Annotated in this window: 24 protein-coding genes; 17 read left to right on the top strand and 7 right to left on the bottom strand. The window is 73.0% G+C overall.

Annotation, left to right across the window (positions count from 1 at the left end):
- Positions 1 to 93 precede the first annotated feature (93 nt).
- From J7F03_RS33710 to J7F03_RS33695, 4 genes are read left to right on the top strand one after another with little or no spacing between them, the layout of a single operon-like run.
- Entirely contained in the window at positions 94 to 936 is an 843-nt protein-coding gene (locus tag J7F03_RS33710) for a nitrilase-related carbon-nitrogen hydrolase (RefSeq protein WP_214956298.1), read from the top strand.
- A complete protein-coding gene (locus J7F03_RS33705; protein WP_308380073.1) occupies positions 933 to 2,228 on the top strand; it encodes an aspartate aminotransferase family protein in 1,296 nt (431 codons plus the stop codon). Before J7F03_RS33710 ends, J7F03_RS33705 begins: the two co-directional genes overlap by 4 nt.
- Positions 2,229 to 2,245: 17 nt before the next feature.
- On the top strand, positions 2,246 to 3,646 hold the full coding sequence (gene hydA, locus J7F03_RS33700; protein ID WP_214956295.1) for a dihydropyrimidinase: 1,401 nt from the start codon (positions 2,246 to 2,248) through the stop codon (positions 3,644 to 3,646).
- 23 nt (positions 3,647 to 3,669) lie between these two features.
- Positions 3,670 to 4,671, top strand: a complete 1,002-nt coding sequence (locus J7F03_RS33695) for a TIGR03842 family LLM class F420-dependent oxidoreductase (RefSeq protein WP_214956293.1) — start codon at positions 3,670 to 3,672, stop codon at positions 4,669 to 4,671.
- Positions 4,672 to 4,736: 65 nt separating this feature from the next.
- On the opposite strand, the gene J7F03_RS33690 is transcribed toward J7F03_RS33695, so the two are convergent.
- Entirely contained in the window at positions 4,737 to 5,228 is a 492-nt protein-coding gene (locus tag J7F03_RS33690; RefSeq protein WP_214956291.1) for a DUF1801 domain-containing protein, read from the bottom strand.
- A gap of 72 nt (positions 5,229 to 5,300) precedes the next feature.
- Positions 5,301 to 5,756, bottom strand: coding sequence for a carboxymuconolactone decarboxylase family protein (locus J7F03_RS33685; RefSeq protein ID WP_214956289.1), 456 nt, complete (start codon positions 5,754 to 5,756; stop codon positions 5,301 to 5,303).
- 186 nt (positions 5,757 to 5,942) lie between these two features.
- Here J7F03_RS33685 and J7F03_RS41570 point away from each other — a divergent pair, with 186 nt between their 5' ends.
- From J7F03_RS41570 to J7F03_RS33675, 3 genes are read left to right on the top strand one after another with little or no spacing between them, the layout of a single operon-like run.
- Positions 5,943 to 6,797, top strand: a complete 855-nt coding sequence (locus J7F03_RS41570; RefSeq protein ID WP_308380071.1) for a helix-turn-helix domain-containing protein — start codon at positions 5,943 to 5,945, stop codon at positions 6,795 to 6,797.
- Positions 6,736 to 8,421 (top strand): tetratricopeptide repeat protein, encoded by a 1,686-nt coding sequence (locus J7F03_RS33680; RefSeq protein WP_308380069.1) that lies wholly within the window; start codon positions 6,736 to 6,738, stop codon positions 8,419 to 8,421. Before J7F03_RS41570 ends, J7F03_RS33680 begins: the two co-directional genes overlap by 62 nt.
- 56 nt (positions 8,422 to 8,477) lie before the next feature.
- Positions 8,478 to 8,705, top strand: coding sequence for a hypothetical protein (locus J7F03_RS33675; protein ID WP_214956287.1), 228 nt, complete (start codon positions 8,478 to 8,480; stop codon positions 8,703 to 8,705).
- 12 nt (positions 8,706 to 8,717) lie between these two features.
- On the opposite strand, the gene J7F03_RS33670 is transcribed toward J7F03_RS33675, so the two are convergent.
- Positions 8,718 to 9,854, bottom strand: coding sequence for an alpha/beta hydrolase family protein (locus J7F03_RS33670; RefSeq protein ID WP_214956285.1), 1,137 nt, complete (start codon positions 9,852 to 9,854; stop codon positions 8,718 to 8,720).
- A 227-nt stretch (positions 9,855 to 10,081) separates the two neighbouring features.
- On the opposite strand from J7F03_RS33670, the gene J7F03_RS33665 reads away from it, so the two are divergent.
- The 5 genes from J7F03_RS33665 (at position 10,082) to J7F03_RS33645 (ending at position 15,348) form a co-directional block, all read left to right on the top strand.
- Positions 10,082 to 10,906 (top strand): inositol monophosphatase family protein, encoded by an 825-nt coding sequence (locus J7F03_RS33665; RefSeq protein WP_214956282.1) that lies wholly within the window; start codon positions 10,082 to 10,084, stop codon positions 10,904 to 10,906.
- A gap of 97 nt (positions 10,907 to 11,003) precedes the next feature.
- Positions 11,004 to 12,425: an NAD(P)/FAD-dependent oxidoreductase gene (locus tag J7F03_RS33660; RefSeq protein WP_214956280.1), complete on the top strand. Its 1,422-nt coding sequence runs from the start codon at positions 11,004 to 11,006 to the stop codon at positions 12,423 to 12,425.
- Positions 12,425 to 12,937: an O-acetyl-ADP-ribose deacetylase gene (locus J7F03_RS33655; protein WP_214956278.1), complete on the top strand. Its 513-nt coding sequence runs from the start codon at positions 12,425 to 12,427 to the stop codon at positions 12,935 to 12,937. Before J7F03_RS33660 ends, J7F03_RS33655 begins: the two co-directional genes overlap by 1 nt.
- Positions 12,938 to 13,032: 95 nt before the next feature.
- Positions 13,033 to 13,590, top strand: a complete 558-nt coding sequence (locus tag J7F03_RS33650; RefSeq protein ID WP_214956276.1) for a TetR/AcrR family transcriptional regulator — start codon at positions 13,033 to 13,035, stop codon at positions 13,588 to 13,590.
- 72 nt (positions 13,591 to 13,662) lie between these two features.
- Positions 13,663 to 15,348 carry an alpha/beta fold hydrolase gene (locus tag J7F03_RS33645; protein ID WP_214956274.1) on the top strand — a complete coding sequence of 562 codons (1,686 nt, stop codon included), beginning with the start codon at positions 13,663 to 13,665 and terminating at the stop codon, positions 15,346 to 15,348.
- Between the two features lie 18 nt (positions 15,349 to 15,366).
- Here J7F03_RS33645 and J7F03_RS33640 read toward each other — a convergent pair whose 3' ends face one another.
- Both J7F03_RS33640 and J7F03_RS33635 read right to left on the bottom strand, forming a co-directional pair.
- Positions 15,367 to 15,525 (bottom strand): hypothetical protein, encoded by a 159-nt coding sequence (locus J7F03_RS33640; protein ID WP_214956272.1) that lies wholly within the window; start codon positions 15,523 to 15,525, stop codon positions 15,367 to 15,369.
- The gene (locus J7F03_RS33635; RefSeq protein ID WP_214956270.1) at positions 15,522 to 16,004 is read right to left on the bottom strand and encodes an Lrp/AsnC family transcriptional regulator; all 483 of its coding nucleotides are present in this window, start codon (positions 16,002 to 16,004) and stop codon (positions 15,522 to 15,524) included. The genes J7F03_RS33640 and J7F03_RS33635 overlap by 4 nt, the downstream gene beginning before the upstream one ends.
- 135 nt (positions 16,005 to 16,139) lie before the next feature.
- On the opposite strand from J7F03_RS33635, the gene J7F03_RS33630 reads away from it, so the two are divergent.
- The 5 genes from J7F03_RS33630 to J7F03_RS33610 all read left to right on the top strand — a co-directional run bounded on the left by J7F03_RS33630 (position 16,140) and on the right by J7F03_RS33610 (position 23,401).
- Positions 16,140 to 17,117, top strand: a complete 978-nt coding sequence (locus tag J7F03_RS33630; protein WP_251072895.1) for a DMT family transporter — start codon at positions 16,140 to 16,142, stop codon at positions 17,115 to 17,117.
- Positions 17,110 to 18,345 carry an aromatic amino acid transaminase gene (locus tag J7F03_RS33625; RefSeq protein WP_214956267.1) on the top strand — a complete coding sequence of 412 codons (1,236 nt, stop codon included), beginning with the start codon at positions 17,110 to 17,112 and terminating at the stop codon, positions 18,343 to 18,345. The genes J7F03_RS33630 and J7F03_RS33625 overlap by 8 nt, the downstream gene beginning before the upstream one ends.
- A gap of 128 nt (positions 18,346 to 18,473) precedes the next feature.
- Complete coding sequence (recQ, locus tag J7F03_RS33620) at positions 18,474 to 20,531, top strand: DNA helicase RecQ (protein ID WP_214956265.1); 2,058 nt, start codon at positions 18,474 to 18,476, stop codon at positions 20,529 to 20,531.
- 168 nt (positions 20,532 to 20,699) lie between these two features.
- Positions 20,700 to 22,760: a SpoIIE family protein phosphatase gene (locus tag J7F03_RS33615; RefSeq protein ID WP_214956263.1), complete on the top strand. Its 2,061-nt coding sequence runs from the start codon at positions 20,700 to 20,702 to the stop codon at positions 22,758 to 22,760.
- A gap of 47 nt (positions 22,761 to 22,807) precedes the next feature.
- Entirely contained in the window at positions 22,808 to 23,401 is a 594-nt protein-coding gene (locus J7F03_RS33610; protein WP_214956260.1) for a GNAT family N-acetyltransferase, read from the top strand.
- A 26-nt stretch (positions 23,402 to 23,427) separates the two neighbouring features.
- Here J7F03_RS33610 and J7F03_RS33605 read toward each other — a convergent pair whose 3' ends face one another.
- Together J7F03_RS33605 and J7F03_RS41565 are read right to left on the bottom strand one after the other, a co-directional pair.
- Complete coding sequence (locus tag J7F03_RS33605; protein WP_374104428.1) at positions 23,428 to 26,328, bottom strand: SpoIIE family protein phosphatase; 2,901 nt, start codon at positions 26,326 to 26,328, stop codon at positions 23,428 to 23,430.
- A partial coding sequence (locus J7F03_RS41565; protein ID WP_251072894.1) for a helix-turn-helix domain-containing protein occupies positions 26,325 to 26,577 on the bottom strand: 253 nt, incomplete at its 5' end. The genes J7F03_RS33605 and J7F03_RS41565, both read right to left, overlap by 4 nt.

The following is a 26,577-nucleotide window of genomic DNA, read 5'->3' as shown; positions in this document are numbered from 1 at the left end:
CCTGGCCGAGGCCTACCTTCAACTCCCTACGCGCAGCCGTCGTACACCCTCTACGTGCGTAGAAGCCGGCGTACCCGTCGCGAGGAGCAGCTCATGGCCCAAGTCGTCCGCGCCGCACTGGTCCAGGCCACCTGGACCGGAGACACCGAGTCGATGATCGCCAAACACGAGGAGCACGCCCGCCGGGCCGCCGCCCAGGGCGCGCGGATCATCGGCTTCCAGGAAGTCTTCAACGCCCCCTACTTCTGCCAGGTCCAGGAGCCCGAGCACTACCGCTGGGCCGAGGCCGTCCCCGACGGCCCCACCGTCCAGCGCATGCAGGCACTCGCCCGCGAGACCGGCATGGTGATCGTCGTACCGGTCTTCGAGCTGGAGTCCGAGGGCTTCTACTACAACACCGCCGCCGTCATCGACGCGGACGGCAGCTACCTCGGCAAGTACCGCAAGCACCACATTCCCCAGGTCAAGGGCTTCTGGGAGAAGTACTACTTCCGCCCGGGCAACCTCGGCTGGCCCGTCTTCGACACGGCCGTCGGCAAGGTCGGCGTGTACATCTGCTACGACCGGCACTTCCCGGAGGGCTGGCGTGAACTCGGGCTAGCCGGAGCCCAGTTGGTATACAACCCCTCCGCCACCTCCCGGGGCCTGTCCGGGTACCTGTGGCAGCTGGAGCAGCCCGCGTCCGCCGTCGCCAACGAGTACTTCGTCGCCGCGATCAACCGCGTCGGCCAGGAGGAGTACGGCGACAACGACTTCTACGGCACCAGCTACTTCGTCGACCCCCGAGGCCAGTTCGTCGGGGAGGTCGCCAGCGACAAGGAGGAGGAACTCCTCGTCCGTGACCTCGACTTCGACCTGATCAAGGAGGTCCGCGACCAGTGGGCCTTCTACCGCGACCGCCGCCCCGACGCCTACGGAGGACTCGTACAGCCGTGACCAACCCGATCCCCCTGCACAACCGGCACCGCAGCGTCCTGCCCGACTGGCTCGCGCTCTACTACGACCGTCCCATCGAGCTCACCCACGGCGAGGGCCGCCACGTCTGGGACGCCGACGGCAACCGCTACCTCGACTTCTTCGGCGGCATCCTCACCACGATGACCGCCCACGCCCTGCCCGAGGTCACCAAGGCCGTCTCCGAACAGGCCGGGCGGATCATCCACTCGTCCACCCTGTACCTGAACCGGCCCATGGTCGAACTGGCCGAACGGATCGCCGCGTTGTCCGGCATCCCGGAAGCCCGGGTCTTCTTCACGACCTCCGGCACCGAGGCCAACGACACCGCCCTGCTGCTCGCGACGACGTACCGCCGCTCCAACCAGATCCTGGCGATGCGCAACAGCTACCACGGCCGGTCCTTCTCCACCGTCTCGATCACCGGCAACCGCGGCTGGTCCCCGACCAGCCTCTCGCCGCTCCAGACGTACTACGTCCACGGCGCGGTCCGTACCCGCGGCCCCTTCGCGCACCTGAAGGACGCCGACTTCACGGCGGCCGCCGTCGCCGACCTCGAGGACGTCCTCGGCCAGGCCCGCGGCGGCCTCGCCGCGCTGATCGCCGAACCGATCCAGGGCGTCGGCGGTTTCACCTCCCCGCCCGACGGGCTCTACGGCGCCTTCCGCGAGGTCCTCGACCGGCACGGCATCCTCTGGATCAGCGACGAGGTGCAGACCGGCTGGGGCCGCACCGGAGACAACTTCTGGGGCTGGCAGGCCCACGCCCAGAACGGCCCGCCGGACATCCTCACCTTCGCCAAGGGCATCGGCAACGGCATGTCCATCGGCGGAGTCGTGGCCCGCGCCGAAGTGATGAACTGCCTCGACTCCAACTCCATCTCCACCTTCGGCGGTTCGCCGGTCACCATGGCCGCCGGCGTCGCGAACCTCGGCTACCTGCTGGAGCACGACCTGCAGGGCAACGCCCGCCGCGTGGGCGGCCTGCTGCTGGAGCGGCTGCGGGCGATCGCCGCGACCGTGCCCGCCGTACGGGAGGTGCGCGGCCGGGGCCTGATGGCCGGGCTGGAGCTCACGAAGCCCGGCACCGACCAGGCCGATCCGGACGCGGCCGCCGCCGTACTGGAGGCCGCCCGCACCGGCGGCCTGCTGCTCGGCAAGGGCGGCGGCCACAACACCAGCGTGCTGCGCATCGCGCCGCCGCTCTCCCTCACCGTCGCCGAGGCGGAAGAGGGCGCCGACATCCTCGCCGAGGCCCTGCACAGCCTCGACTGACCACGGGGGAGACGTACATGAACACCCGCACCCTGATCCGCGGCGGCCTCGTCATCACGGCCGCCGACGAGCTCCACGCCGACGTGCTGATCGAGGACGGCCGCGTCGCCGCGCTCGCGGCGCACGGCACGGCGGCCGCCGGGACGTGGACGGCCGACAGGACGATCGACGCGAGCGGGAAATACGTCATCCCCGGCGGGGTCGACGCGCACACCCACATGGAGCTGCCCTTCGGCGGCACCTTCGCCTCGGACACCTTCGAGACCGGGACGAGGGCCGCCGCGTGGGGCGGTACGACCACGATCGTCGATTTCGCGGTGCAGTCACAGGGCCAGTCGCTCCGGGCGGGCCTGGACGCCTGGTACACGAAGGCCGACGGCAATTGCGCGATCGACTACGGCTTTCACATGATCGTGTCGGACGTCAACGAGCACACCCTCAAGGAGATGGACCTTCTCGTCGAAGAAGGCGTGAGCTCGTTCAAACTGTTCATGGCGTATCCGGGGGTCTTCTACTCGGATGACGGCCGGATCCTGCGCGCGATGCAGCGGGCTTCCGGCAACGGCGGGCTCATCATGATGCACGCGGAGAACGGCCTTGCCATCGACGTGCTCGTCGAGCAGGCCCTGGCGCGCGGGGAGACCGACCCCCGCCACCACGGCGAGGTCCGCAAGGTGCTCCTGGAGGCCGAGGCCACCCATCGGGCGATCCAGCTCGCGCGGGTGGCGGGCGCCCCGCTCTACGTCGTCCACGTCTCGGCGGAGGAGGCGCTGGCGGAGCTGGCGGCCGCCCGGGACAAGGGGCTGCCGGTGTTCGGGGAGACCTGTCCGCAGTACCTGTTCCTGTCCACCGACAACCTGGCCGAGCCCGACTTCCAGGGTGCCAAGTACGTCTGCTCCACCCCGCTGCGGCCCCGCGAGCACCAGGCGGCGCTGTGGCGGGGGCTGCGGACCAACGACCTCCAGGTGGTCTCGACCGACCACTGTCCCTTCTGCTTCCGCGGCCAGAAGGAGCTGGGCCGCGGGGACTTCTCGAAGATCCCCAACGGGCTGCCGGGGGTGGAGAACCGGATGGACCTCCTCCACCAGGCCGTCCTGGACGGGCACATCAGCCGCCGGCGCTGGATCGAGATCGCGTGCGCGACCCCGGCCCGCATGTTCGGCCTCTACCCCCAGAAGGGCACCATCGCGCCGGGCTCCGACGCCGACATCGTCCTCTACGATCCGCACGCCGAGCAGGTCATCTCCGCCGAGACGCACCACATGAACGTGGACTACTCGGCGTACGAGGGCAAGCGGATCACCGGACGCGTCGACTCGGTCCTCTCGCGCGGCGAACTGGTCGTCGACCGGCGGGAGTTCACCGGACGGGCCGGCCACGGGGCATTCGTCCACCGCTCCACCTGCCAGTACCTGTAAGCACGCAGCAGCAAGGAGCAGCCATGGACTTCGGCCTCGTCCTGCAGACCGACCCGCCGGCCTCGGCGGTGATCAGCCTCATGAAGCGCGCCGAGCGCAACGGGTTCCGCTACGGCTGGACCTTCGACTCCGCCGTGCTGTGGCAGGAGCCGTTCGTCATCTACAGCCAGATCCTGGCCAACACCCGGAAGCTGCACGTCGGGCCGATGGTCACCAACCCGGGCACCCGCACCTGGGAGGTGACCGCCTCCACCTTCGCCACCCTCAACGACATGTACGGCAACCGCACCGTGTGCGGGATCGGGCGGGGGGACTCCGCGATGCGGGTCGCGGGCCGCGCGCCCAACACCCTGGCCCGGCTCGGCGAGGCCATCGACGTGATCCGCGACCTCGCCGAGGGCCGGGAGGCGGAGGTGGACGGCAAGCCGCTGCGGATCCCCTGGATCCGGGACGGGAAACTGCCCGTCTGGATGGCGGCGTACGGCCCGAAGGCGCTGGCCCTGGCCGGGGAGAAGGCGGACGGGTTCATCCTCCAGCTCGCCGACCCCTACCTGACCGAGTGGATGGTCAAGTCGGTGCGGAAGGCCGCCGTGGCGGCGGGCCGCGACCCTTCGGCGATCACCGTCTGCGTCGCCGCCCCGGCGTACGTGGGCGAGGACCTGGCCCACGCGCGCGACCAGTGCCGGTGGTTCGGCGGGATGGTCGGCAACCACGTCGCGGACCTGGTCTCCCGCTACGGCGAGCACTCCGAGATGGTCCCGGACGAGCTCACCGAGTACGTCAAGTCCCGCCAGGGCTACGACTACAGCCACCACGGCCGCGCCGGGAACCCGTCCGCCGATTTCGTCCCCGACGAGATCGTCGACCGCTTCTGCCTGCTGGGCCCGCCCGAGGCCCACATCGCGAAACTCCGGGCCCTGCGCGATCTCGGCGTCGACCAGTTCGCCGTCTACGACATGCACGACGCGAAGGAGTCCACCATCGACGCCTACGGCGCGCAGATCATCCCGGCGCTGAACGGCTGAAGCCGCGCGGATGTCCGTGGGCCGGGTCCCGGATCCCGTGGCCCGGCCCAGGGCCGGGCCGCCGCTCAGTTCGCCGCCTGCTTGACGAGCGCGCCGATCCTCGCCTCGTCGGCGGCGGTCAGCTCCGTCAGGGCGTAGGACGTCGCCCACATCGCGCCTTCGTCGAGGTTCGCCTGGTCGCTGAAGCCGAGCGTCGCGTAGCGCGCCTTGAACTTCTCCGCGCTCTGGAAGAAGCACAGGACCTTGCCCTCCTTGGCGTACGCGGGCATCCCGTACCAGAGCTTCGGCGCGAGCTCCGGCGCACTCTCCTTGACGACCGCGTGCAGCCGCTCCGCCATGACCCGGTCCGCGTCCTGCATCTCGGCGATCTTCGCGACCACGGCGGCTTCCTCCTCCGCCGCCTTGTCGGCGCGCGAACCGCGACGCGCGGACGCCTTCAGCTCCCGGGCGCGCTCCTTCATCGCGTCCCGTTCCTCCTGCGTGAACCCATAGGCCGCCTTCTCGGTCGGGGTGGCGGACTCGGCGGCGGTCTCGGCGGTCTTGCGGGTGGTCGTCATCGCGGGTGTCCTTCGGGGAGTCGGCTTGGTGGATGGATCGTCATGCCAGGAGCGGGGCGCCTTCGGCGCCCGTCAGCCCCAGGCGCCGGCGATCTGGCGGGTCGTCGCGTTGAGCCGGTTGAACATGTTGGTGACGCCGATCATCAGGACGATCGCGGCCAGCTGCTTCTCGTCGAAGTAGGTGGCGGCCGTGTCCCAGACCTCGTCGCTCACCGCGTCGGGGCGGTCGGCCAGCCGCGTCGCGGCCTCGGCCAGCGTCAGGGCGGCCCGCTCCTCGTCGGTGAAGTACGGGGCCTCGCGCCAGGCGGCGACCGCGGCCAGCCGCTCGTCGCTCACACCGGCCTTGCGGGCCGACTTGGCGCCGCCGTCGACGCAGGCGCTGCAGCCGTTGATCTGGCTGACCCGAAGGTGCACCAGCTCCAGCGTCTGGCCCTCCACCCCGCCGGAGTGCACGGCCTTGAAGATCTCCTGGATGGGCTGCATCGCGCCGGACAGTACGACGGCGGGGTTCTGCATACGGGACTGCATCTCGGTCCGCTCCTCTTCTTCGTGAGCACCCCGTTCCCTCGGGGTGTGACCCCATGACAGCCGTTCCGGCGCGCCCGGGCGATGGTGATGGGACACCGTGGGACAGCCGAACCAGCCTTGACCAGCCGATACTTGGGCCGGAATACTCCTGCCGGAGTGGGACGGGGAAGTGGGGGAACGGTGGACGTGGAACAGCGGTCGGCGAAGTCCGACCCGCAGGAGGAGCTGGCGGCCCGGCTGCGGCTGCTCCAGGAACTGTCCGGGCTCGGCGTACGGGCCCTCGCGAGGGACGCCGGCCTCAGCTCCTCGTCGCTGTCGCGCTACCTCGGCGGCCAGACCGTGCCGCCCTGGCCCGCGGTGGTCGCCCTCTGCCGGCTCGTCAAGCGCGACCCCCGCCCGCTGCGCTCCCTGTGGGAACGGTCCTCGAACCCGCTGCCGGCGCCCCCGAAGGCCAGCCGCCAGGTCCAGCCCAGGCCCCGCAACGACCTGCCGCGCGACGCGCCCGACTTCACCGGACGCGAGACCCAGCTCTCCGCCGTGCTCGCCGCGCTGGACGGCCACCGGGTGGTCGCCGTCGACGGCATGGCGGGCGTCGGCAAGACCTGCCTGGCGGTCCACGCCGCGCACGGGCTCGCCGCCGACTATCCGGACGCCCAGCTCTACGTCGACCTGCACGGATTCACCGAGGGCCGGGAGCCGCTCGATCCGGACTCCGCGCTGCGGATGCTGCTCGGCGCACTCGACGTCCCGTCCGAGAGGGTCCCGCAGGAGGGCATCGAGCAGCTGGCCGCCTGCTGGCGGTCGGAACTGGCCGGCCGACGGGCCGTCGTGGTCCTCGACAACGCCGCCGACGCCGACCAGGTCCGTCCGCTGCTGCCCGGCGCGGGTCCCTCCGTCGTCCTGATCACGAGCCGAAACCGGCTGCTGGGCCTGGACGAGGTTCCGCCGGTGACGCCGGCGGCCCCGAGGGCCGCCGCCGGTGTCCCTGGGCGTGCTGAGCCCGCGGGAGAGCGCGGAGCTGCTGGCCCGCGCCAGCGGTGACGCCGGCGGCCCCGAGGGCCGCCTCGCCCGCGAACCGGAGTCCGCCGCCGAGGTGCTGCGGCTGTGCGGCCATCTGCCGCTGGCGCTGCGGCTGGCCGCGGCCCGGCTGCGGCACCGGCCGGGCTGGACCGTGGGCATCCTCGTCGAGCGGATGGCGGAGGGCGCGAGCGAGTTCGACACCGCGTTCGCCATGTCCGTACGGCAGCTGGACCGGGCCCACGCCCGGCTGTTCCGGATGCTGGGCCTGCTGCCCGGCGGGTCCTTCGACGAGTACCTGGCGGCGGCGCTGACGGACGTGCCGGTGCGCGGCGCCCGGGAGATGCTGGAGGACCTGGTCGACGCGCACCTGGTCCAGCAGCCGACGGCCGGCCGCTACCGGCTGCACGACCTGGTGCACCAGCACGCCCGCCAGGCCTGCGCGCAGCAGGATCCGCAGGCCGAGCGGGAGCGGGCGCTGGGCCGCTTCCTCGACTACTACGTGCACGCGGCGGCCGCGGCCGACGCCGCGATGCCGGTCCTGTCGCCCGGCCGGGCGCCCTCCGCGGGCCGGCCCCCGGCCGCTCTGCCGCGGTTCACGGACAAGCACGCGGCCCTCGCCTGGCTCGTCTCGGAGTACGAGAACCTGATCGCCGTCTTCGAGACGGCGGCCGCCGTCGGGGCCGATGCGCACGTGTGCGAGCTGCCGCGCTTCCTACGGGCGTACTTCGCGCGGCGCTGCGGCACGACGCACCTCAACTACCTCTTCGAGCGGTCGCTTGCCGCCGCGCAGCGCCTGGGCGACCCGCTTCAACTCGCCGAGGCGTACAGCGATCTGGGTTTCGCGCGCTACAACGCGGGCCGGATGGCGGAGGCCGGCGCAGCGTACGAGGCGGCCGGAATCCGGGCGTCCCAGGTGGGGGACACGCGCGCGGAAGCCGAACTGGCCATGCGTCGCGGCTATCTGCGGTGGGACGAGGGGAGCGCGGAGGAACCCCTCGAACTCTTCGGCCTCGCCGGGAAGTTGTACGAGCAGGCCGGTTCCCCGACGGGCGCTGCCCACGCGGCCGCGTCGGAAGCCTGGGCGATGCTGCAGCTGGGACACCGCGAGCAGGCGGCGCGGCGGGCCCGGGAGGTGCTGGACCTTCCCCACGCGGACCCGGCGTGGCCGCCCATGCTGACGGCTCGGATCACCCTCGGCGTGGCCATCGCCGGCGAGGCGCCCGAGGAAGCGGTGGAGCACCTGAACCGGGCGCTGGCGCTGGCCCGCGAGGACGGGCACATGAACAACGAGGCGTGGTGCCTCAACTGCCGGGGCGTCGCGCTGCGGCAGATGGGCCGCTACGAGGAGGCGCTGGCCAGTCACCGGGAGGCGTTCGCGCTGCTGGACGCGCTGTTCGAGGAGCATTGGAAGATCCGCTTCCTCAACGGCTACGGCGAGACCTGCCGGCTCGCCGGCCTGCCCGAGGAGGCTCTGCGGCTGCACCGGCAGGCACTGGAGCTGGCTCCGACGCTGGGATACCGGCACGAGGAGGCGCTGGCCCACGAGGGGATCGCGGTCCTGCTCGACGGGACCGATCCGACCGCGGCCGCCGAGCACCGTGCGGCGGGGCAGGCCGCCTTGTTGCAGGACTCGGCCCGCTCCTGACAGCCTGGTCCCCGAGCCGGCCCGCCCGAGGGCCGGCCGGACCCGGGGGGACCGTCATGAACTTCAGAACCGCCGCCATAGCCGCCACCGCCGCCTTCGCCCTGGGGGCGCTGGGTGCGGGCCCGGCCTTCGCGGACAACCACGCCGGCGTCGCGCCGCAGGCCCAGGACGGCAACTTCGAGCACCTGTCCCCGCAGCAGCAGGGCCCGCAGTACATGCAGGACGGCGCCTTCGAGCACCTGTCCCCCCAGAGCCTGGTGGTCGGCGACCTCGCCACCAACTAGCGCGCGAGGGGACTACGGGGTCTCCGGGCCCCAGCCGTTGGGGCAGGCGGCCGGGGTGGTGCCGTAGGCGTAGGCGACGAAGTCCCGCAGCTCCGGGCCCCAGTAGGGCCACGCGTGCTCGCCGGCGCCCTGGCAGTAGCGGTGGGTGACCGCCCGGTCCTTCAGGTCCTGGTGGAGGACCGCGGTCATGGCCCCGATCTCCTTCTCGCCGGTGCCGCCCGCTCCGCCGGCGTAGAGGGCCGCCTTCCCGCTGTACGAGGCGTACTTGCCGTCGAGCGCCAGATTGACCGGGTTCTGCCCCGGCCAGGCGCTCGGCGGCCCGAAGACCGTCGCCATCCGGTACGGGGTGTCACCGGTCACCCGGAACTTCCCGTCGAACAGGCCCGTCCACAGGATCGACGCCCCGACCGTCCAGGTGGAGTTCGCGATGATGCTCTGCGCGCCCGGGTCGTAGATGTCGGTACCGCCCGAGAAGGCGCCGACCGCGGAGAACAGCTCGGGGTAGCGGCCGGCGTAGCGCAGGGCCCCGTAGCCGCCCATCGAGACGCCCGCGACGGCCCGTCCGGAGGCCGCCTTGACCGTGTTGAAGTTGGCGTCGATCCACGGGACCAGCTGCTTGATGTGGAAGGTCTCCCACTGCGGGGCGAAGAAGCCGTCCGTGTGGCCGGGCCAGTCGCTGTACCAGCCGGCCTTGCCGCCCTCCGGCATCACGACGATGCCCTTGAAGGCAGAGTCCTTCAGGTTCGCCGTGACATCGCCCTCGTCGGTCTTCGACCACTGCTCGACGTCGCCGGTGCCGCCGTGCAGCAGGTACAGCACGGGGTAGGGGTGCGCCGGGTCGCGCTGGTAGTCCTCCGGCAGCAGGATCCGTACCCGCACCGGCACCCGGACCGGATTGATCGACGGGGTCCCGCCGTGCGCGGCGAAGATCGCGGAGGTGGTCACGGAGGCGTCGCCCATGCGCTCGCTCCGGCCCGGGGCGACGGACCAGGTCTGCAGGGTCAGCCCGGCGGCATTGGGCGCGGGCAGCGAGGGCAGCGCGGACGCGGCGCACACGGGGGCGGCGGGCGCGGCGATCACGAGCGCGGCGGCGGTGGCGAGCAGGGCCGCCGCGCGGCGCAGCGGGGAGAAGCGGGAGGGTCGGCGCACGGGGGAGCTCCCAGAAGAAGGGGGGAGGGGAGGGGAGGTCAGAGGCAGCTCGGCCGGTCTAGCACGGGCGGGCGGAGCCCACCAGGAGGTGGAAGCGTTCCGGTCCGTACCCGGCCGAGGGGCGGGGCCGCCGGCCCGGCGCCCGTTCACCCGCGGTCCACCCGGGGTCCGGCGGTCCGCCGGTTCTGTCGGTGGGGATTGTCAGCCGGTCGTGCTTTGCTGGAGGCATGATCGATGAATTCCTCGCCCGTGACCTGTCCGCCGTCGACGAGGCCGTCCGCAAGGCGGCGGCGATCGAGATCATGCCGAGATTCCGCCGGCTCGCCGACCACGAGGTGGACGAGAAGAGCGGCCCGCACGACCTGGTGACCGACGCCGACCGCAAGGCCGAGGAGTACCTCACGGCCGCCCTGACGCGGCTGCTGCCCGGGTCGGCCGTGGTCGGCGAGGAAGCGGTGCACGCCGACCCGAACGTGTACGGGGCGCTGCGCGCCGACGCCCCGGTGTGGATCGTGGACCCGGTCGACGGGACCCGGCAGTTCGTGAACGGCGACCCGGCGTTCTGCACGCTGGTCGCGCTCGCGCACCGCGGGGAGATACTCGCCTCCTGGACCTTCGCCCCGGCACTGGAGGAGATGTCCACCGCCGTGCGCGGGCAGGGCGCGTACGTCAACGGGGAGCGGATCCACAGCGGTTCGCCCGAGGCGGGCGCAGACTTGCGGATCGCCACGGCCCACCCGCTGTACACCTCCGAGGACGACCGGCGGACCCTGGCGCGCCTCGACGTACCCGGGGTGGCCGCCCGCCCGTGCGGTTCGGCGGGACTGGAGTACCTGCGGGTGGCCCGGGGCGAGATGGACGGCCTGGCCTTCACCTGGCCGTCGGCCTGGGACCACGCGGCCGGGCTGCTGCTGGTCGCCGAGGCCGGCGGCGCGCAGAGCACCGTCGACCGGGTCCCCTTCCGGGTGGACCGGGACAACGCGCTGCCGTTCGCGGTCGGCCGGGACGAGGCCACGGCGGTACGGATCCGGGAGCTGCTGCGGGGCGAGTGAGCCCACGGCGAACGGAGTTGGCGCGTATCGCGGATTTCACCTATGGACAGGCGCAATACCCTGGGGGCGGTGCCGCCACCGGACGAAGGAGTCGCAAGTGCCGTCGATTCTCGATGCGGTCGTGGTGGGTGCGGGGCCCAACGGGCTGACGGCCGCGGTCGAACTGGCCCGGCGCGGTTTCTCGGTGTCCGTCTTCGAAGCCGCCGACACCGTCGGCGGCGGGGCGCGGACCGAGGAGCTGACCCTCCCCGGCTTCCGCCACGACCCCTGCTCGGCGGTGCACCCGCTCGGCGCCGGCTCCCCGGTCTTCGCCACGATGCCGCTCAAGCGGTACGGGCTGGAGTGGCTGCACGCCCCGCTGCCCATGGCGCACCCCTTCGACGACGGCTCGGCGGCCGTGCTCTCCCGCTCCGTGGCGGAGACGGCAGCCTCCTTCGGGCCGCGCGACGCGGGCACGTACCGGCGGCTGGTGCGTCCCTTCCTCGGCAAGTGGGACACCCTGGCCCGTGACTTCATGTCGCTGCCGAACACCGCGCTGCCCCGCGACCCGCTCACCCTCGCCCGCTTCGGGCTCGCCGGCCTGCCGCCGTCCACCTGGCTGCTGCGCCGCTTCGAGGACGAGCGGGCCCGCGCGCTGTTCGCCGGACTCGTCGCGCACGTCATCGCCCCGCTCGGCGGGATCGCGACCGGCGCCGTCGGCCTGGTCTTCGCCCTCGCCGCGCACGCGAACGGCTGGCCGATGCCGCGCGGCGGCTCGCAGTCCATCTCCGACGCCCTCGCCGGGTACCTGCGCGACCTCGGCGCCTCCGTCCACACCGGCTTCGAGGTCAAGCGGCTCGATGACCTCCCGCCGGCCCGGGCGTACGTCTTCGACACCTCGCCGACCGCGCTGGCCCGTATCGCGCGCCTGGGCCGCGTGTACGACGGCTACCGCTACGGCGCCTCCGTGTTCAAGATCGACTACGCCCTGGACGGCCCCGTCCCCTGGACCGCCGAGGAGCCGCGCCGGGCCGGCACGGTCCAGATCGGCCCGCGCACCCGGGACATCGACGCCGCCCTGCAGCTGGCCTCCGGCGGGCGGGCCCCGCGCACCCCCTTCCTCATCACCGCCCAGCCCAGCCTGGTCGACCCCGGCCGGGCGCCCGAGGGCAAGCACGTGTTCTGGGCGTACGGACACGTCCCGGCGGGCTGGGACGGCGACCTCACCGACGCCGTCGAGCGCCAGCTGGAGCGCTTCGCCCCGGGCTTCCGCGACCTCGTGCTCGCCCGCGCCACGGCCGGTCCGCCGCAGCTCGCCGCCCGCAACGCCAACTACGTCGGCGGTGACATCGCCTGCGGCGCCGCCTCAGGGCTCCAGCTCCTGCTGCGCCCCAAGCTCAGCCTGTCCCCGTACTCGACCGCCCACCCGGCCGTCTTCCTCTGCTCCTCGGCCACCCCGCCCGGCCCCGGCGTGCACGGCATGTCGGGCCACAACGCGGCCAAGGCCGTCTGGCGCCACCTGCGAAAGAAGGATTCCTGATGCCGCGCGTCACGCTCGTCCTCGGCGACATCACCGCCGAGAAGGCCGACGCCGTGGTCAACGCGGCGAACTCCTCGCTGCTCGGCGGCGGTGGGGTCGACGGAGCCATCCACCGGCGCGGCGGCCCGGAGATCCTGGCCGCCTGCGAGGACCTGCGCCGCTCGCACTACGGCAAAGGCCTCGCGACGGGCAAGGCGGTCGCCACCACGGCCGGCCGGCTCCCGGCCGGGCACGTGATCCACACGGTCGGCCCGGTCTGGTCGCGGGACGAGGACCGCTCGGAGCTGCTGGCCTCCTGCTACCGGGAGTCGCTGCGGGTCGCGGACGAGCTGGGAGCCCGCAGCGTCGCCTTCCCCGCGATCTCCACCGGCATCTACGGCTGGCCCATCGACGACGGGGCGCGGATCGCGGTGGAGACCGTACGGGCGGCCCGGACCGAGGTGGAGGAGGTCCGCTTCGTACTGTTCGACGAGCGGGCCTACGAGGCCTTCGCGGCGGCCGTCGCCGGATAGGGCGGCGGAGCGGACCGCAGCGGACCGGACCGGACCGGCCGGGAGCGGACCGGAGCGCACTTGAAAGAATATGCAGACCGGTCTAGTTTGGCTCCATGGGACAGAAGGGCGCCGAGACGCGGGACCGGCTGCTGGACGCAACGCAGGAGTTGATCGAGAGCGGGGGGTACTTCGGCGCCGGGCTCAATCAAGTGATCGCGGCCAGTGGCGCACCCCGCGGCTCCCTCTACTTCCATTTCCCGGGCGGCAAGGACCAGTTGGTCGGCGAGTCCGTCCAGCGGGCCGGGCGGATGATCGGTGATGCCCTGGGGGGCCTGGCCGGCTCCAGTCCGTCGGTGGCGGAGTTCGTCGACGGGGTGCTGCGACACCTGGGTGACCGGTTGGAGGAGTCGGGCTGGCGCAAGGGATGCCCGGTGGCCACCGTGGCGCTGGAGATGGCCGCCACCAGCGACCCGCTCCAGGAGGTGTGCTCGGAGGTCTACGCCTCGTGGCAGGAGGCCCTGCGCGCGCAACTGGCGGGCCGTCCGGACGCCGACGACCTCGCGGTCACGATCCTGGCCCTGGTGGAGGGGGCGCTCCTGCTGGCCCGGGCGCACCGCAGCAGGGGGCCGCTGGACAGCGTCTCCCGCCAGATCGGCGCCCTGCTGGGCTGACACGGCCCGCCGTGACCGGCGGGCTTCTTTTCGGCCCTAAAAATATGTAGACCGATCTATTAAGGAGTTTTCATGGACTCGATCGTCTTCGGCGCGACCGGCTTCATCGGCCGTTCCCTCGTCGCCGAGCTGCTCACCCGGGGCCAACGGGTGGCGGCAGCCGTACGCAACGACACCCTCACCCCCTGGCTGACCTCCCAGGGCGTTGACACCGGCGGGCTGGAAATCGTCGCCGCCGACATCACGCGACCGCTGTCGGGGCTGCCCGAGGTGCGCGACGTCTACAACACCGCCGCTCGCTTCGCCTTCGGCCTCGGCGTCCAGGAGGCACGGGCGACCAACGTCACCGGGGCGATCAACGTGCTCGAATGGGCGGCCGCGCTGCCCGGGCTGCGGCGGCTGGTGCACATCAGCGGGTACCGGGTGAGCGGGTCCGAGGGCCACCCCGACTACGCCGGGCTGGGGGCGTACGAGGCTTCGAAGTCCGAGGGTGATCTCGCGGTGCGCGCCCGGGCTCGTGAATTGGAGGTCCCGCTGACCATTGCCAATCCCAGCACCGTGATCGGGCCGGGCCAGTACATCGGCCTGGCCGCCCTCGTCGGGGACCTGTGGAACGGCCGGCTTCCCGCGCTGCCCGGCGGCCCCGACACCTTCCTGCCGATCACCTCGATCGACTACTTCGTGCGGTTTCTCGCGGAGATCCCCGCATCTCCCGCGGGTGAGCACTACTGGGTGCTCGACGACACCACTCCGCTCCTGCCCGAGCTGATCGGTACGATCGCCGACCACACGGGCGTGCGGGCACCTCGCCGGACCGTTCCCGTCGGCCTGCTGCGGCGCCTGCCGCGCAGGCTGACCGGCGCCGATCCCGAGACGCTGGCGTTCCTGTCGGCCGACCGCTACCCGACGGCTTCCGCCCGCGCCTTCGCCGCGCGCGCCGGCTTGGAGATGCCTCCGGCCGCAGACGCCCTGCGCGGGTGGGCCGACGACCTGGTGGCCGCTCGCTTCGGTGCCGCATCGCCCTTGCTGAGCCCGTACGGCTTCCACGCCGTGGCGGGCAGCCCTACCTGGGTGAGCGGCGAGCGGCACAGCCCCGACCACGTCCTGCTGCACGGACTGCCGATGAACGCCGACCTCTGGGCACCCCTCGCCGCCCGCCTCCCCGGCCGGATCCTGGCCCCCGACCTGCCGGGCCTGGGTCGCTCGGCCGCCACGACCCAGCCGGTGGACGCGTGGCTGGCCGACCTGCTGAGCCCGGTGCGGACCCGACCCGCGCTGGTCGCACACTCCCTGGCCTGCGGACCCGCGCTGCGCTTCGCCGTCGACCATCCGGACCGCATCAGCAGTCTCGTCCTCATTTCCCCGGCGTTCCTGCAGGCACCCGCCCCCCGGCTCGCCCGCTCGGGCCTGGCCGCGCCGATGATGCGCCGCATGTCCGCCGCTCGGCTGGCCCGGACGCTCGGTGTCCCCGAGGGGGCGGAGGTGGAGAGCGCCGCAGCGGACCTGCGCCGTCGCGGGGTGGCGCGCCGCGTGGTCGCGGCCTCGCGCGCGGACGCCGCCGAGCGCCGGCAGTCGCGGGCGCTGCTGGACCGGGTGAGCGTCCCGGTCCGGATCATCGTGGGCTCGGCCGACCCGCTGGCCGAGTCCGTCGACCACCCGGTGGCCGAGATCGCCGGAGCCGGGCACTACCCCCAGCTGACCCACCCCTCCCAGGTCGCCCGCCACCTCGCCGCCGCCTGCGCTCCGATCGGCGGATGACGGGGCCCGGACCGAGGTTCAGGACGTGCGGTCCGTCCTCTCCGTCGCGGCCGCCTTCGCGGTCTTCGAGACGGCGGTCGAGACGGCGGTCGAGACGGCGGCGGTCGAGGCGGCGGTCGTGACGGCGGTCGTGACGGCGGTCGAGGCCTCCCGGTCGGCCGTACGCGGACCCGTCACGGCGATCGTTTCGACGCCCCCGGGGCGGGCCGCGGGTACGTCCTGGACTGCTTGACGCTGCCGAAGGCGAAGCTCGACTCGATCGAGGCGATACCGGGAATGGCGTGGATCCGGTGGCGCACCAGGGCCTCGTAGGCTTCGAGGTCTTCGATGACGACACGAAGCAGGTAGTCACTGCTTCCGGCCATCAGGTAGCAGTCCTGGATGTGCTCGATGACCGCGACGTGCTCTTCGAAGAGCCTCACCGCTTGCGCCGTGTGGCGTTCGAGGCGGATCCGGACGAAGACGGTGACCGGGAGTCCGAAGGCGACCTGGTCGACCATGGCGGTGTAGCCGCGGATGAGGCCCGCTTCCTCCATGCGTCGAACCCGGCGCAGACAGGGTGACGGGGAGAGCCGCACGCGGTCGGCGAGATCCTGGTTGGACAGGCGCCCGTCGGCCTGCAATTCCCTGATGATCTGCAGATCGACTGCGTCCATGGGCACTCCTTGGCAGATTCTGCCCCAAACATATGTCTGAGAGGCAGAACTGGCAATCGGCTGCCCCGCCCGAGGCCCTAGCGTTGCCCTGGAGCGGACCAGACCGGTCCGCTCTCAGAGGCTGGAGCAATTTCCTTGGTCGCGACGAACACCACCCGGGCGACCGTGCCTCCCGACGCGGAGGGCCCGCGGGCCGGGCACCCCGGCCCGCGCCGGCTCTCCCCGCAAGCCGAGGGCATGCTGGCGCTCCTGGTGACCGTGGCGATCTGGGCGGCCTTCGCGCTCAGCGCCCGCGCCCTGAGCGCCTCCTCACTGCTGCCCGCCGACGCGGCACTCCTGCGGTTCGGCGTCCCCCTCCTCGTCCTGCTCCCCGCCTTGTGGCGGCGCCGTCGCCGCATCGCCGCGGTGCGGCCGAGCGCCGCGGTCAAGATCATCTGCGGTGCGGGGGTGCCCTTCTTCCTGGCGGCGATGCACGGCGGCGCCCTGACGTCCGCGGCCTTCGTCGGCTCGATCGTCCCCGGGATGGTCCCGCTCTTCGTCTCCGCGATCATGGTCCGCCGCGGGCACGGCCTTCCCCGGGGGACCCAGGCGGCCGGGCTCGCGCTGATCGCGGCCGGTGTGGCCGCCCTCGTCTGGCGCTACGTCGTTCCGGTGGACACCGACGTGCTCGTCGGCGCCGGCACGCTCCTGGTGGCCAGCGGCCTGTGGGCCCTCTACACGGTGGGTCTGCGGGAGGTGGACCTCGATCCCGTCGGATCGATCGGACTGCTGTGCCTGCCCTCGTTCGCGGTGATCGGGATCCTGGTCCTGACCGGGGTGCTCCCGACGGGCATCGCGCACGCGGCGGGAAGCGACATCGCGCTGTTCCTGGTGGTGCAGGGGCTCGGGGTCGGTTTGTGTGCGGGCCTGCTGTACGCCTTCGCCATCCGCAGGCTGGGCGCCGAGCGCAGCTCCGTCGTCGGAAGCCTCAGCCCCGTCGCCGTCGTCCTGCTCGCCATCCCCCTGCTCGGTGAATCACCGACCGCCGCCGTGCTCATCGGCGTACCCCTCATCACCGCCGGCGTCGTCCTCGCCAACCGCCGCCCCCGACCCAAGGTTCCCGCAGATGCTTGAGCTCCTCCCTCCGCCGCCCACCGACCCGCTGTGGGACCTGACCTACGAGTTCGGTGCCGACGAGCGGCCCGAACGCCTGAACCTCGTCCTCGGCGTGTACCGGGACCAGACGGGAACCACACCCGTCATGGCCGCCGTACGCCAGGCCGAGATACGCCTGGCGGAGCGCTCCGAGTCCAAGGAGTACCGCGGGCTCTCCGGCAACGCCGCCTTCAACCGCTCCCTGCTGGACCTGGTCCTGGGCCCCGGGCCGGGCGGACCGGCCGACCGGGCCGCGGCCGTGCAGACCGTCGCGGGCTCCGGCGCACTGCGGCTGCTGGCCGATCTGATCTGCCGGACCCGCCCGGGCGCCACGGTGTGGATCAGCGATCCGGCCTACGTCAACCACCGGCCCATCCTGGAGGCCGCCGGGCTGAAGGTCCGCACGTACGGCTGGCGTGACGCCGAGGGCGGCTTCGACGCGGCCGGCGTGCTGCGGGAACTGCGGGACGCGCGGCGGGACGACGTCGTCCTGCTCCAGGGGTGCTGCCACAACCCCACGGGTGTGGACCCGCTGCCGGACGACTGGGAAGCGCTCGCCGAGTCCGCCGTCCGCGGCGGCTGGGTGCCCTTCGTCGACCTCGCCTATCACGGGCTCGGCGACGGCCTGGAGGCCGACCTGCTGCCCACGCGGATGCTGGCGGAGCGCGTGCCGGAAATGCTGATCGCCGTCAGCTGCTCGAAGAACTTCGGCCTCTACAGCGACCGCGTCGGCTGCGCCATCGTCCTCGGTGCCTCGGGTCAGGCCGTTCGGCATGCCGAGACGGCCTTGCAGAACGCCGCGCGGACGCTGTACTCGATGCCGCCCGAGCACGGTGCGGCCGTCGTGACCACGATCCTGGAGGACGAGGGGCTACGGGCCGCCTGGCGGGCGGAACTGGACGTCATGCGGCGCCGGATCATGGCCAACCGGGCCGATCTGACCGCCCACTTGAGCGCGCTGGGCTGTGCGGAGCAGGCGCGGTCGCTGGCGCGGCAGAAGGGGATGTTCTCGATGCTGCCGCTCACGTCGCACCAGATGCTCCGGCTGCGCAGGCAGTACGCCGTCTACGGCACCACCTCGGGGCGGATCAACATCGCGGGAATCCCGGCGCACCGGATCCCCTGCCTCGCGCAGGGCATCGCGGCGGTACTCGACACGGCAGACGCGCCCCGGACGACCCTGCCGGCCCAGGCCGGCTCCTTCTGATCTTGCCTGACCCGCGCCGCCCGGCACCGCACCTCGCCGGGTAGCGGAGCCGACCCCGGGCGCTCCCCGCGCCGACCGTTCGTCCCCATCCGGAGTGGAGTGTCCGCGCGGGTCGCTAGGCTTCTGGGATGACCTCCTCGCAAGCAGCCGCCGAAATCCCCGATGCCCAGCAGGTGCTCCACCGCGTCTTCGGGTACGACTCCTTCCGCGGCGAGCAGCAGCAGATCATCGAGCACCTCGTCGGCGGCGGCGACGCCCTCGTGCTGATGCCGACCGGTGGCGGCAAATCGCTCTGCTACCAGATCCCGGCGCTGGTCAGAGCGGGCACGGGAGTGGTGATCTCACCGCTGATCGCGCTGATGCAGGACCAGGTCGACGCGCTCAACGCGCTCGGGGTGCGGGCCGGATTCCTCAACTCGACCCAGGGCGTCGACGAGCGTCGCGCGGTCGAGCAGGCCTTCCTCGGCGGCGAGCTGGACCTGCTCTACCTGGCGCCCGAGCGGCTGCGCACCGAGGGTACGCAGCGGCTGCTCGACCGGGGTACGGTCTCGCTCTTCGCCATCGACGAGGCGCACTGCGTGGCCCAGTGGGGTCACGACTTCCGGCCCGACTACCTCGCCCTGTCCATGCTGCACGAGCGCTGGCCGAAGGTGCCGCGCATCGCGCTGACCGCGACGGCCACCGAGGCGACGCACGCCGAGATCGCGGCGCGCCTCGGCCTGGACGAGGCCCGCCACTTCGTGGCCGGCTTCGACCGGCCGAACATCCAGTACCGGATCGTCTCGAAGAACAATCCGCTCAAGCAGCTGCTGGAGCTGATCCGGACCGAGCACGCCGGGGACGCGGGCGTCGTCTACTGCCTCTCGCGGGCGTCGGTGGAGAAGACGGCGGCCGCCCTGGTGGAGCAGGGTATCGACGCCGTGGCGTACCACGCCGGGATGGACGCCCGCACGCGCGCGGCGAACCAGTCGCGGTTCCTGCGGGAGGACGGGGTCGTGGTCGTGGCCACGATCGCGTTCGGCATGGGCATCGACAAGCCGGACGTGCGCTTCGTGGCGCACCTGGACCTGCCCAAGTCGGTCGAGGGCTACTACCAGGAGACCGGCAGGGCCGGGCGCGACGGGGAGCCGGCCACGGCGTGGCTGGCCTACGGCCTCCAGGACGTGGTGCAGCAGCGCAAGATGATCGAGGGCTCCGAGGGCGACGACGCGCACCGCCGCGCGCTGTCCGGGCACCTGGAGGCGATGCTCGCGCTGTGCGAGACGGTCGGCTGCCGCCGGGTGCGGCTGCTGGCGTACTTCGGGCAGTCGGGCGCGCCGGACTGCGGCAACTGCGACACCTGCCTGACGCCGGCCGAGTCCTGGGACGGGACGGTCGCGGCCCAGAAGCTGCTGTCCACGGTGTGGCGGCTGGCCAAGGAGCGGCGGCAGAAGTTCGGTGCCGGTCAGATCGTCGACATCCTCCAGGGCAAGAAGACGGCCAAGGTCATCCAGTTCGACCACGACGGGCTCTCCGTGTTCGGGATCGGAGCGGACCTGGGCACCGCGGAGTGGCGCGGGGTCGTACGGCAGCTGCTGGCGCTCGGGCTGCTGGCGGTGGAGGGCGACTACGGGACGCTGGTGCTGACGGAGGCCAGCGGCGAGGTGCTCGGCGGCCGCCGGAGCGTCCTGATGCGCAAGGAAGCGGCGCCGGCCGCCGGAGCGTCCCGCAAGGAGTCCGGCGGGTCGCGCTCCGGGAAGGGCGCGCGGGTGCCGGTCGACCTGCCGGCGGCGGCGGTGCCGGTCTTCGAGGCCTTGCGCGCGTGGCGCGCCGAGACCGCGCGGGAGCAGGGGGTGCCGGCGTACGTCGTCTTCCACGACGCGACGCTGCGGGAGATCGCGACCCAGGTGCCCGGCACGGTCGCCGAGCTGGGCACGATCAACGGTGTCGGCGAGGCGAAGCTGGCGAAGTACGCCGAGGGCATCCTGAAGACCCTGTCCGGGACGGACGCCGCCCCGGTGGCCGCGGTGAGCCCCGTGCCCGCGCAGGCCGCGGCCGCGGCGGTGTCTGTGCCCGTGGCCGTGGCCGTGGCCCAGCCGGCCGCGGTGGCGGTCGCGGCGGGCAGGAAGCCGGCCCCCCGGGAGGAGGAGTCGCTCTTCGGCCCGGAGGACGAGGAGATGGACCCGCCCTGGGACGACTGGGAGTAGCCGGGCCGCCCGGGTCCCCTCCGGGCCGCGGGCGAGCGCGGGCCCCACGGGCCCCGGGCGGCGAGGCCGTCAGGGGCCCCCGCTCGGACCCCGACGCAGCGCCGGTCCACGATGCCTCGGATAGGGTGAATCGGTAGGAATCGGGCCCCCCGGGGTGAGGTCGGCGCATTGGACACGTACCAGCAGACGAGCGAGGTGCCGGACCAGCCGGTGGGAGCTGTGGGGTACGCGGGCGTCCTGCGCGAGCTGCTTCCGATCGCCCTGTGGCGGGAGGACGCCGACGGGCGCGTCGTCGAGTGGTCGCTGGCCGCCCAGGACCTCCTGGGCCACCGTCCCGAGGAGATCCTCGGCCGGTTCGGCACCTCCGTGCTCGTCCCCGACGCCAACCGCGAGCTCGCGGCCGACCTGACCCGCCGGGTCCAGGCCGGGGAGACCGTCGTCGGCACCCTGCCCGTGCGCCACCGCGACGGCCACCGCGTCCCGATGGAGATGTGGATCGTGCCCGCCGCCGACCCGCAAGGGCGTACGGGAGCCATGCTCATCGCGGTGGAGACCACCGAGGTCCTGCGGATGCGCGATTCCCTCGCCGCGCTCCAGAGCCTGTTCACCCAGTCGCCCATCGGCCTCGGCACCCTCGGCACGGACCTGCGCTTCCTGCGCGTCAACGACGCCCTCGCCCGGATGAACGGGGTGCCGGCCGCCGACCACCTCGGCAAACGGCTCACCGAGGTCGTGCCCGGGGTCAACGCCGCCGCACTGGAAGGCCTCATGCGCAAGGTGCTGGAGTGCGGATCCGCCGTCGTCGACGTCCGCCGCACCGGCCGCACCCCCGCCGACCCCGACCACGACCGGACCTGGTCCTGTTCGTACGCCCCGCTGCTGGACGGCTCGGGGCGCCAGCTCGGCCTGATCGCCTCCCTCATCGACATCACCGAGGGGCAGCGGGCCCAGGCGGAGGCGGAGCAGGCCCGGCGCCGGTTCGCGCTGCTCGCCGAGGCCGGTACCCGCATCGGCACCACGCTCGACCTGCGGCAGACCGCCCAGGAGATCGCGGACCTGCTGGTACCGCAGCTCGCTGACTCGGCCGACGTACAGCTGCTGGAAGCGGTACTGGAGTCCGACGAGGCGGCGGCCTCGACCCGGGGGGTGCTGCGGCGGCTGGCCGCCGTCTTCCCGGATCCGCAGGCGCCGACCGCCAAGCTGGTCGCCGGGCAGACCTTCCAGATCCCGGAGGGCAGCGTCTACGAGCAGGTCATCACCGAGGGCCTGCCCATGAACCTGTACGTGTCCGACATCCCGGCCCTGGTCAGCGACCCTCGGGCGGAAGCGCTGCGCGGGTACCTGGCCACCCTCGGCTCGGCCCGGATGGTCCCCCTCGTCGCCCGCGGGCAGGTGCTCGGGGCGGTCGCGGTGACCCGGCTGCGCGGACGCGATCCCTTCGACGAGCAGGACTGCGTGCTGATCGACGAAGTGGTCGCCCGGGCGGCCCTCAACATCGACAACGCCCGGATGTACACGACCCAGCGCGCGGCGGCCCTGACCCTGCAGCGCAGCCTCACCAACAACGCGCTGCCCGAGGTCGCGGGCCTGGAGCTGACCGGCCGCTACCTGCCTGCCAGTGACCACGACGTCGGCGGCGACTGGTTCGACGTGATCGAGCTGCCGGGCGGCCGGACCGGTCTGGTGATCGGCGACGTGATGGGCCACGGCATCCACGCGGCCGCCGTGATGGGCCAGCTGCGCACGGCGGTACGGACGCTCGCGCGGCACGACGTTCCGCCGGAGCAGATGCTCCGGTCGCTGGACGCGGTGGTGGCCGACCTGGGCGAGGACGAGATGGCCACCTGCGTCTACGCCGTCCACGACCCGGCGACGGGCGCGTGCGTCATCGCCCGCGCGGGCCACCCGCCGCCGGCCGTCGTCACGGCGGCCGGGGCCGTGACCTTCCTGGGCGGCTCGTCGGGGACGCCGCTGGGCACGGGCGGGCAGGATTTCCTTACCGAGGAGGTGCGGCTGCCCCCGGGGAGCCTGCTGGTGCTGTACACGGACGGCCTGATCGAGGCGCGGGACCGGGACCTGGACGAGGGGCTGGCGGAGCTGGCGGGCGCGCTGAGGGGCGCGGACGAGCCGCTGGAGGCCCTGTGCGACAGCATCCTGGCCCGGCTGTTGCCGGCGGCCCCGCAGGACGACGTGGCCGTCCTGCTGGCCCGGACCACCAGATTGAACTAGTTCAATAGGATGTTGTATCTAGCGCAATGACGAGTTATCTTTCGGCCATGTCTGCGAAGCTGCCCCGCCCCACCGTGCTCACCGGCCGCCACGTCCGTCTGGAGCCCCTGACCAGGAGTCACCTCCCCGACCTCTACGTGGCCGGCGGCCGCGACGAAGAGGTCTGGCGCTGGCAGGGCGGCCCCGCGCCGCACACGGAAGAGGAGCTCGGCGCCAAGCTCGACGCGGTCCTGGAGGCCGCCGGGCGGGGCCAGTACGTTCCCTTCGCCGTCATCCACCTCGAAAGCGGCCGGGCCATCGGCTGGACCACCTACATGGACGTCAGCGCGGCCGACGAGCGGCTGGAGATCGGCTGGACCTGGTACGGGCGCGCGTACTGGCGCAGCGCGGTCAACTCCGAGACGAAGCTGCTCCTGCTCACCCACGCCTTCGAGGACCTCGGCATGGGCCGCGTCCAGTTCAAGACCGACCACCTCAACACCCGCTCCCAGGCGGCCATCGCCCGCCTCGGCGCCCAGCGCGAAGGCGTGCTGCGCCGCCACCGCCGCCGCCCGGACGGCACCTGGCGCGACAGCGTCTACTTCTCCCTGCTCGCCGACGAATGGCCCGAGGCGAAGGCGCGGCTGGCCGCCCGGCTCTGAGACCGCCCGGCTCTGAGGCCGCGCGGCTACCAGGCGAGGTCCTCCAGGGCATCCAGGTCCAGGACGCCCGGGGGCGCCGGCTCCGCCGCGCCCGTCAGGGGGAGTTCGGCCCAGATGACCTTGCCGCGGTCCGTGTAGCGGGTGCCCCAGCGCTCCGCGTACTGCGCGACGAGGAACAGGCCGCGGCCGCCCTCGTCCGTCGTTGCCGCGTAGCGCAGGTGCGGCGAGGTGCTGCTGCCGTCGGAGACCTCGCAGATCAGGGCGCGGTCGCGGAGCAGCCGGACCCTGATGGGGGCGGTCCCGTAGCGGATGGCGTTGGTGATCAGCTCGCTGAGGATCAGCTCCGCGGTGAAGGAGATGTCCTCCAGGCCCCACGCGGCCAGCTGCGCGGCGCCCGCCCGTCGGACCCGGGAGACGTCGGCGGGGTCGGGGAGCACGTCCCACTCCGCGATCCGGTCGGCCGGCAGCCGCCGGGTGTCGGCGATGAGCAGGGCGATGTCGTCGCTCGGCGCCGGGAACAGCAGCGCGGCCAGTACGTCGGAGCAGGCCTGGTCGGGACTGCGGTCCGGCCGCGACAGGCTCTCCGTCAGCATGCCGAGGCCGGTGTCGAAGTCCCGGTCGCGGTCCTCCAGCAGGCCGTCGGTGAACAGGACGAGCCGGCTCGCCTCGGGCAGGTCGAGCCTGATGGCCTCGAAGGGCATCCCGCCGACGCCCAGCGGCAGCCCGATCGGCAGCTCGGGGTACCCGACCCGGCCGTCGGGGCGGACCAGCGCCGGTCCGGGGTGGCCGGCGCTGGCCATGGTGCAGTGGCCGGACACCGGGTCGTAGACGGCGTAGAGGCAGGTGGCGCCGGTGACGCCGGACGGTTCGCCCTCGCCCGAGCCGCCGGCGCCCGCCGACTCGTCCTGGTCGATCCTGTCGATCAGCTCGTCCAGGTGCCCCAGCAGCTCGTCGGGCGACATGTCGAGGGTGGAGAAGTTGTGCACGGCGGTCCGCAGCCGGCCCATCGTGGCGGCGGCGTGCACCCCGTGCCCGACCACGTCGCCGACGACCAGCGCCACCCGGGCCCCGGCGAGCGGGATCACGTCGAACCAGTCCCCGCCCACCCCCGCCTTCGCGGGCAGGTACCGGAACGCCACGTCCACGGCGCTCAGTTCCGGCAGCACCCGGGGCAGCAGGCTGCGCTGGAGGGTCACGGCCACCGCGTGCTCGCGCGTGAAGCGGCGGGCGTTGTCGATGGACACGGCGGCCCGCGCCGCCAGCTCCTCCGCGAAGGACAGGTCCTCCTCGGTGAAGGCCTCGGGGGTGTCGGCCCGCCAGAAGTTGGCCATGCCGAGGACCACACCACGGGCCTGGAGCGGTACGGAGATCAGCGAGTGGAGGCCGTAGTCCAGGGCCACCCGGGTGCCGTCCTGGTCCTGGGCCCGCCAGCCGAAGGCGGCGCTCAGGTCCGCCGCGAGGACCGCCCGCCCGGCGTCCAGGGCCGCGGCCATCGGCGCGGTCGGCACCACGAAGCGGATGATGTCGCCGACGGGCTGCAGCGGCGAATCGGCGCGCACCCCGCTCATGGCGGCCCGGCGCATCTCGGTGTGCGCGGCGCTGCTGGGCTCCTCGCCGCGCAGTACCGGCTCCAGCAGCTCGACGGTGACGAAGTCGGCGAAGCGCGGGACCGCGACCTCGGACAGCTCCTCGGCGGTGCGCACCACGTCGAGGGTGGTCCCGATGCGCACGCCGGCGTCGTAGAGCAGCTGGAGGCGCTCGCGCGCCACCGCCGCCCGGCCGGAGAGCGCGGCGAGCTCGGTGGAGTCGCGCAGGGTCATGACGCTGCCCGACGGGCGGCCCCCGTAGGGCTTGGTCGGGCGTACGTTGACGGCGAGCAGCCGGTCGCCCGACCGGTGCACCTCGTCGGTGGCGATCCGCCCCGAGGCGAGCAGGGCGGCCGTGCGCGGATCGAGGCCGAGTTCGCCGACGTGCCGCTGCTCGGCGTCGGGCGGCAGGTCGAGCAGGCGCCGCGCCTCGTCGTTGGCGAGGAGGAGGCGGCCCTCGGTGTCGATGATCAGGACGCCCTCGCGGACGGCGTGCAGAACCGCCTCGTGGTGTTCGTTCATCCGGGTCATCTCGGCCTCGCCCAGCCCCCGGGTCTGGCGCCGCAGCCGGCGGCTGACCAGGGCGGCGCCGCCGGTGCCCAGCAGCAGGGCGCCGGCCGCCGCGCCGAAGAGGAGGGGCAGCTGGCCCTCCACCACGTCGCCGACGTTGGCGACCTCGATGCCGGTGGCGACCAGGCCGACGACCGTGCCCGCGGAGTCCCGTACGGGGACCACGGCGCGGACCACGTCGCTCGGCTTGCCCTTGAAGGTCTCGGTGAAGGCCTGCCCGGCCACGGCCCGGGAGAGGTCGCCGGTGGCGCGCTGCCCGATCAGCTCGGGCCGGGAGTCGGTGTACCGGATCCCGTCGGTGGTCATGACGGCGATGAAGTCGACGCCCGAGGCCCGGCGGGCGGCCTCCGCCAGGGGCTGGAGCCCGGCGGTGGGGTCGGCGGACCTCAGGGCCGCCGGCAGGCCGGGGGCGTGGGCGAAGGACTCGGCGGCCGCGAGGGAGCGGTTGCGGGCGTCGCGCCGGCCGTCGTAGCGGGCCTGGAAGAACAGGGCGGCGGTGGCGGCGGTGATCAGCACCAGCACGATGACGGCCTGGAGGGCGAAAACCTGGCCGGCCACGCTGCGCACGCCGAGCGAGAGCCGGCCGAGCGACCGGGAGAGCGAGCGCCTCAAGCGGCGCGCGAACCGGCCTACGGGACTGCCGGGCCCACCGGGCCCGGGCTCACCGGGCTCACCGGGCCCGTCCGCGGCCCGTGCCCGGCCCGGCCCGGACGGGGACCCGTCCTCGGGCGCCCCATCAGAGCCCCTGGGCAGGCCAAAACGTCCGCTCATGAGCCATTTCTAACACTGTCCGCCGGGTTTGGGGGAGGCTCCTGCGCGGTAGCCGCCGCCCGGTAGGCGCGGGGGCTCGTGCCCACGTACGAGGCGAAGTGCTGGCGGAAGGTGACCTCACTTGCGAATCCGGCCCGCCGGGCCACCTCGGTGACCGGATGGTCGGTGCGTTCGAGTAGTTTGCGGGCTTCGTCCAGACGGTGGCGAAGGAGCCATTTGTGCGGGGTGGTGCCGGTCGCGGCGGTGAAG

The organism is Streptomyces sp. ISL-43 (genome assembly GCF_018614195.1).
GTDB lineage: Bacteria > Actinomycetota > Actinomycetes > Streptomycetales > Streptomycetaceae > Streptomyces.
Note: the sequence above shows the minus strand (reverse complement) of the source record. Positions and strands in the feature narration are given on the sequence as shown.

Bases quoted from the DNA above. Each gene is read 5' to 3' on its own strand.
- J7F03_RS33710 (WP_214956298.1), top strand. From the start codon at position 94: ATGGCCCAAGTCGTCCGCGCCGCACTGGTCCAGGCCACCTGGACCGGA.
- J7F03_RS33610 (WP_214956260.1), top strand. From the start codon at position 22,808: ATGTCTGCGAAGCTGCCCCGCCCCACCGTGCTCACCGGCCGCCACGTC.
- J7F03_RS33685 (WP_214956289.1), bottom strand. From the start codon at position 5,756: ATGCAGTCCCGTATGCAGAACCCCGCCGTCGTACTGTCCGGCGCGATG.
- J7F03_RS33690 (WP_214956291.1), bottom strand. From the start codon at position 5,228: ATGACGACCACCCGCAAGACCGCCGAGACCGCCGCCGAGTCCGCCACC.
- J7F03_RS33635 (WP_214956270.1), bottom strand. From the start codon at position 16,004: ATGGACGCAGTCGATCTGCAGATCATCAGGGAATTGCAGGCCGACGGG.
- J7F03_RS33605 (WP_374104428.1), bottom strand. From the start codon at position 26,328: ATGAGCGGACGTTTTGGCCTGCCCAGGGGCTCTGATGGGGCGCCCGAG.
- J7F03_RS33695 (WP_214956293.1), top strand. From the start codon at position 3,670: ATGGACTTCGGCCTCGTCCTGCAGACCGACCCGCCGGCCTCGGCGGTG.
- J7F03_RS33625 (WP_214956267.1), top strand. From the start codon at position 17,110: ATGCTTGAGCTCCTCCCTCCGCCGCCCACCGACCCGCTGTGGGACCTG.
- recQ (WP_214956265.1), top strand. From the start codon at position 18,474: ATGACCTCCTCGCAAGCAGCCGCCGAAATCCCCGATGCCCAGCAGGTG.
- J7F03_RS33650 (WP_214956276.1), top strand. From the start codon at position 13,033: ATGGGACAGAAGGGCGCCGAGACGCGGGACCGGCTGCTGGACGCAACG.
- J7F03_RS33675 (WP_214956287.1), top strand. From the start codon at position 8,478: ATGAACTTCAGAACCGCCGCCATAGCCGCCACCGCCGCCTTCGCCCTG.
- J7F03_RS33645 (WP_214956274.1), top strand. From the start codon at position 13,663: ATGGACTCGATCGTCTTCGGCGCGACCGGCTTCATCGGCCGTTCCCTC.
- hydA (WP_214956295.1), top strand. From the start codon at position 2,246: ATGAACACCCGCACCCTGATCCGCGGCGGCCTCGTCATCACGGCCGCC.
- J7F03_RS33665 (WP_214956282.1), top strand. From the start codon at position 10,082: ATGATCGATGAATTCCTCGCCCGTGACCTGTCCGCCGTCGACGAGGCC.
- J7F03_RS33655 (WP_214956278.1), top strand. From the start codon at position 12,425: ATGCCGCGCGTCACGCTCGTCCTCGGCGACATCACCGCCGAGAAGGCC.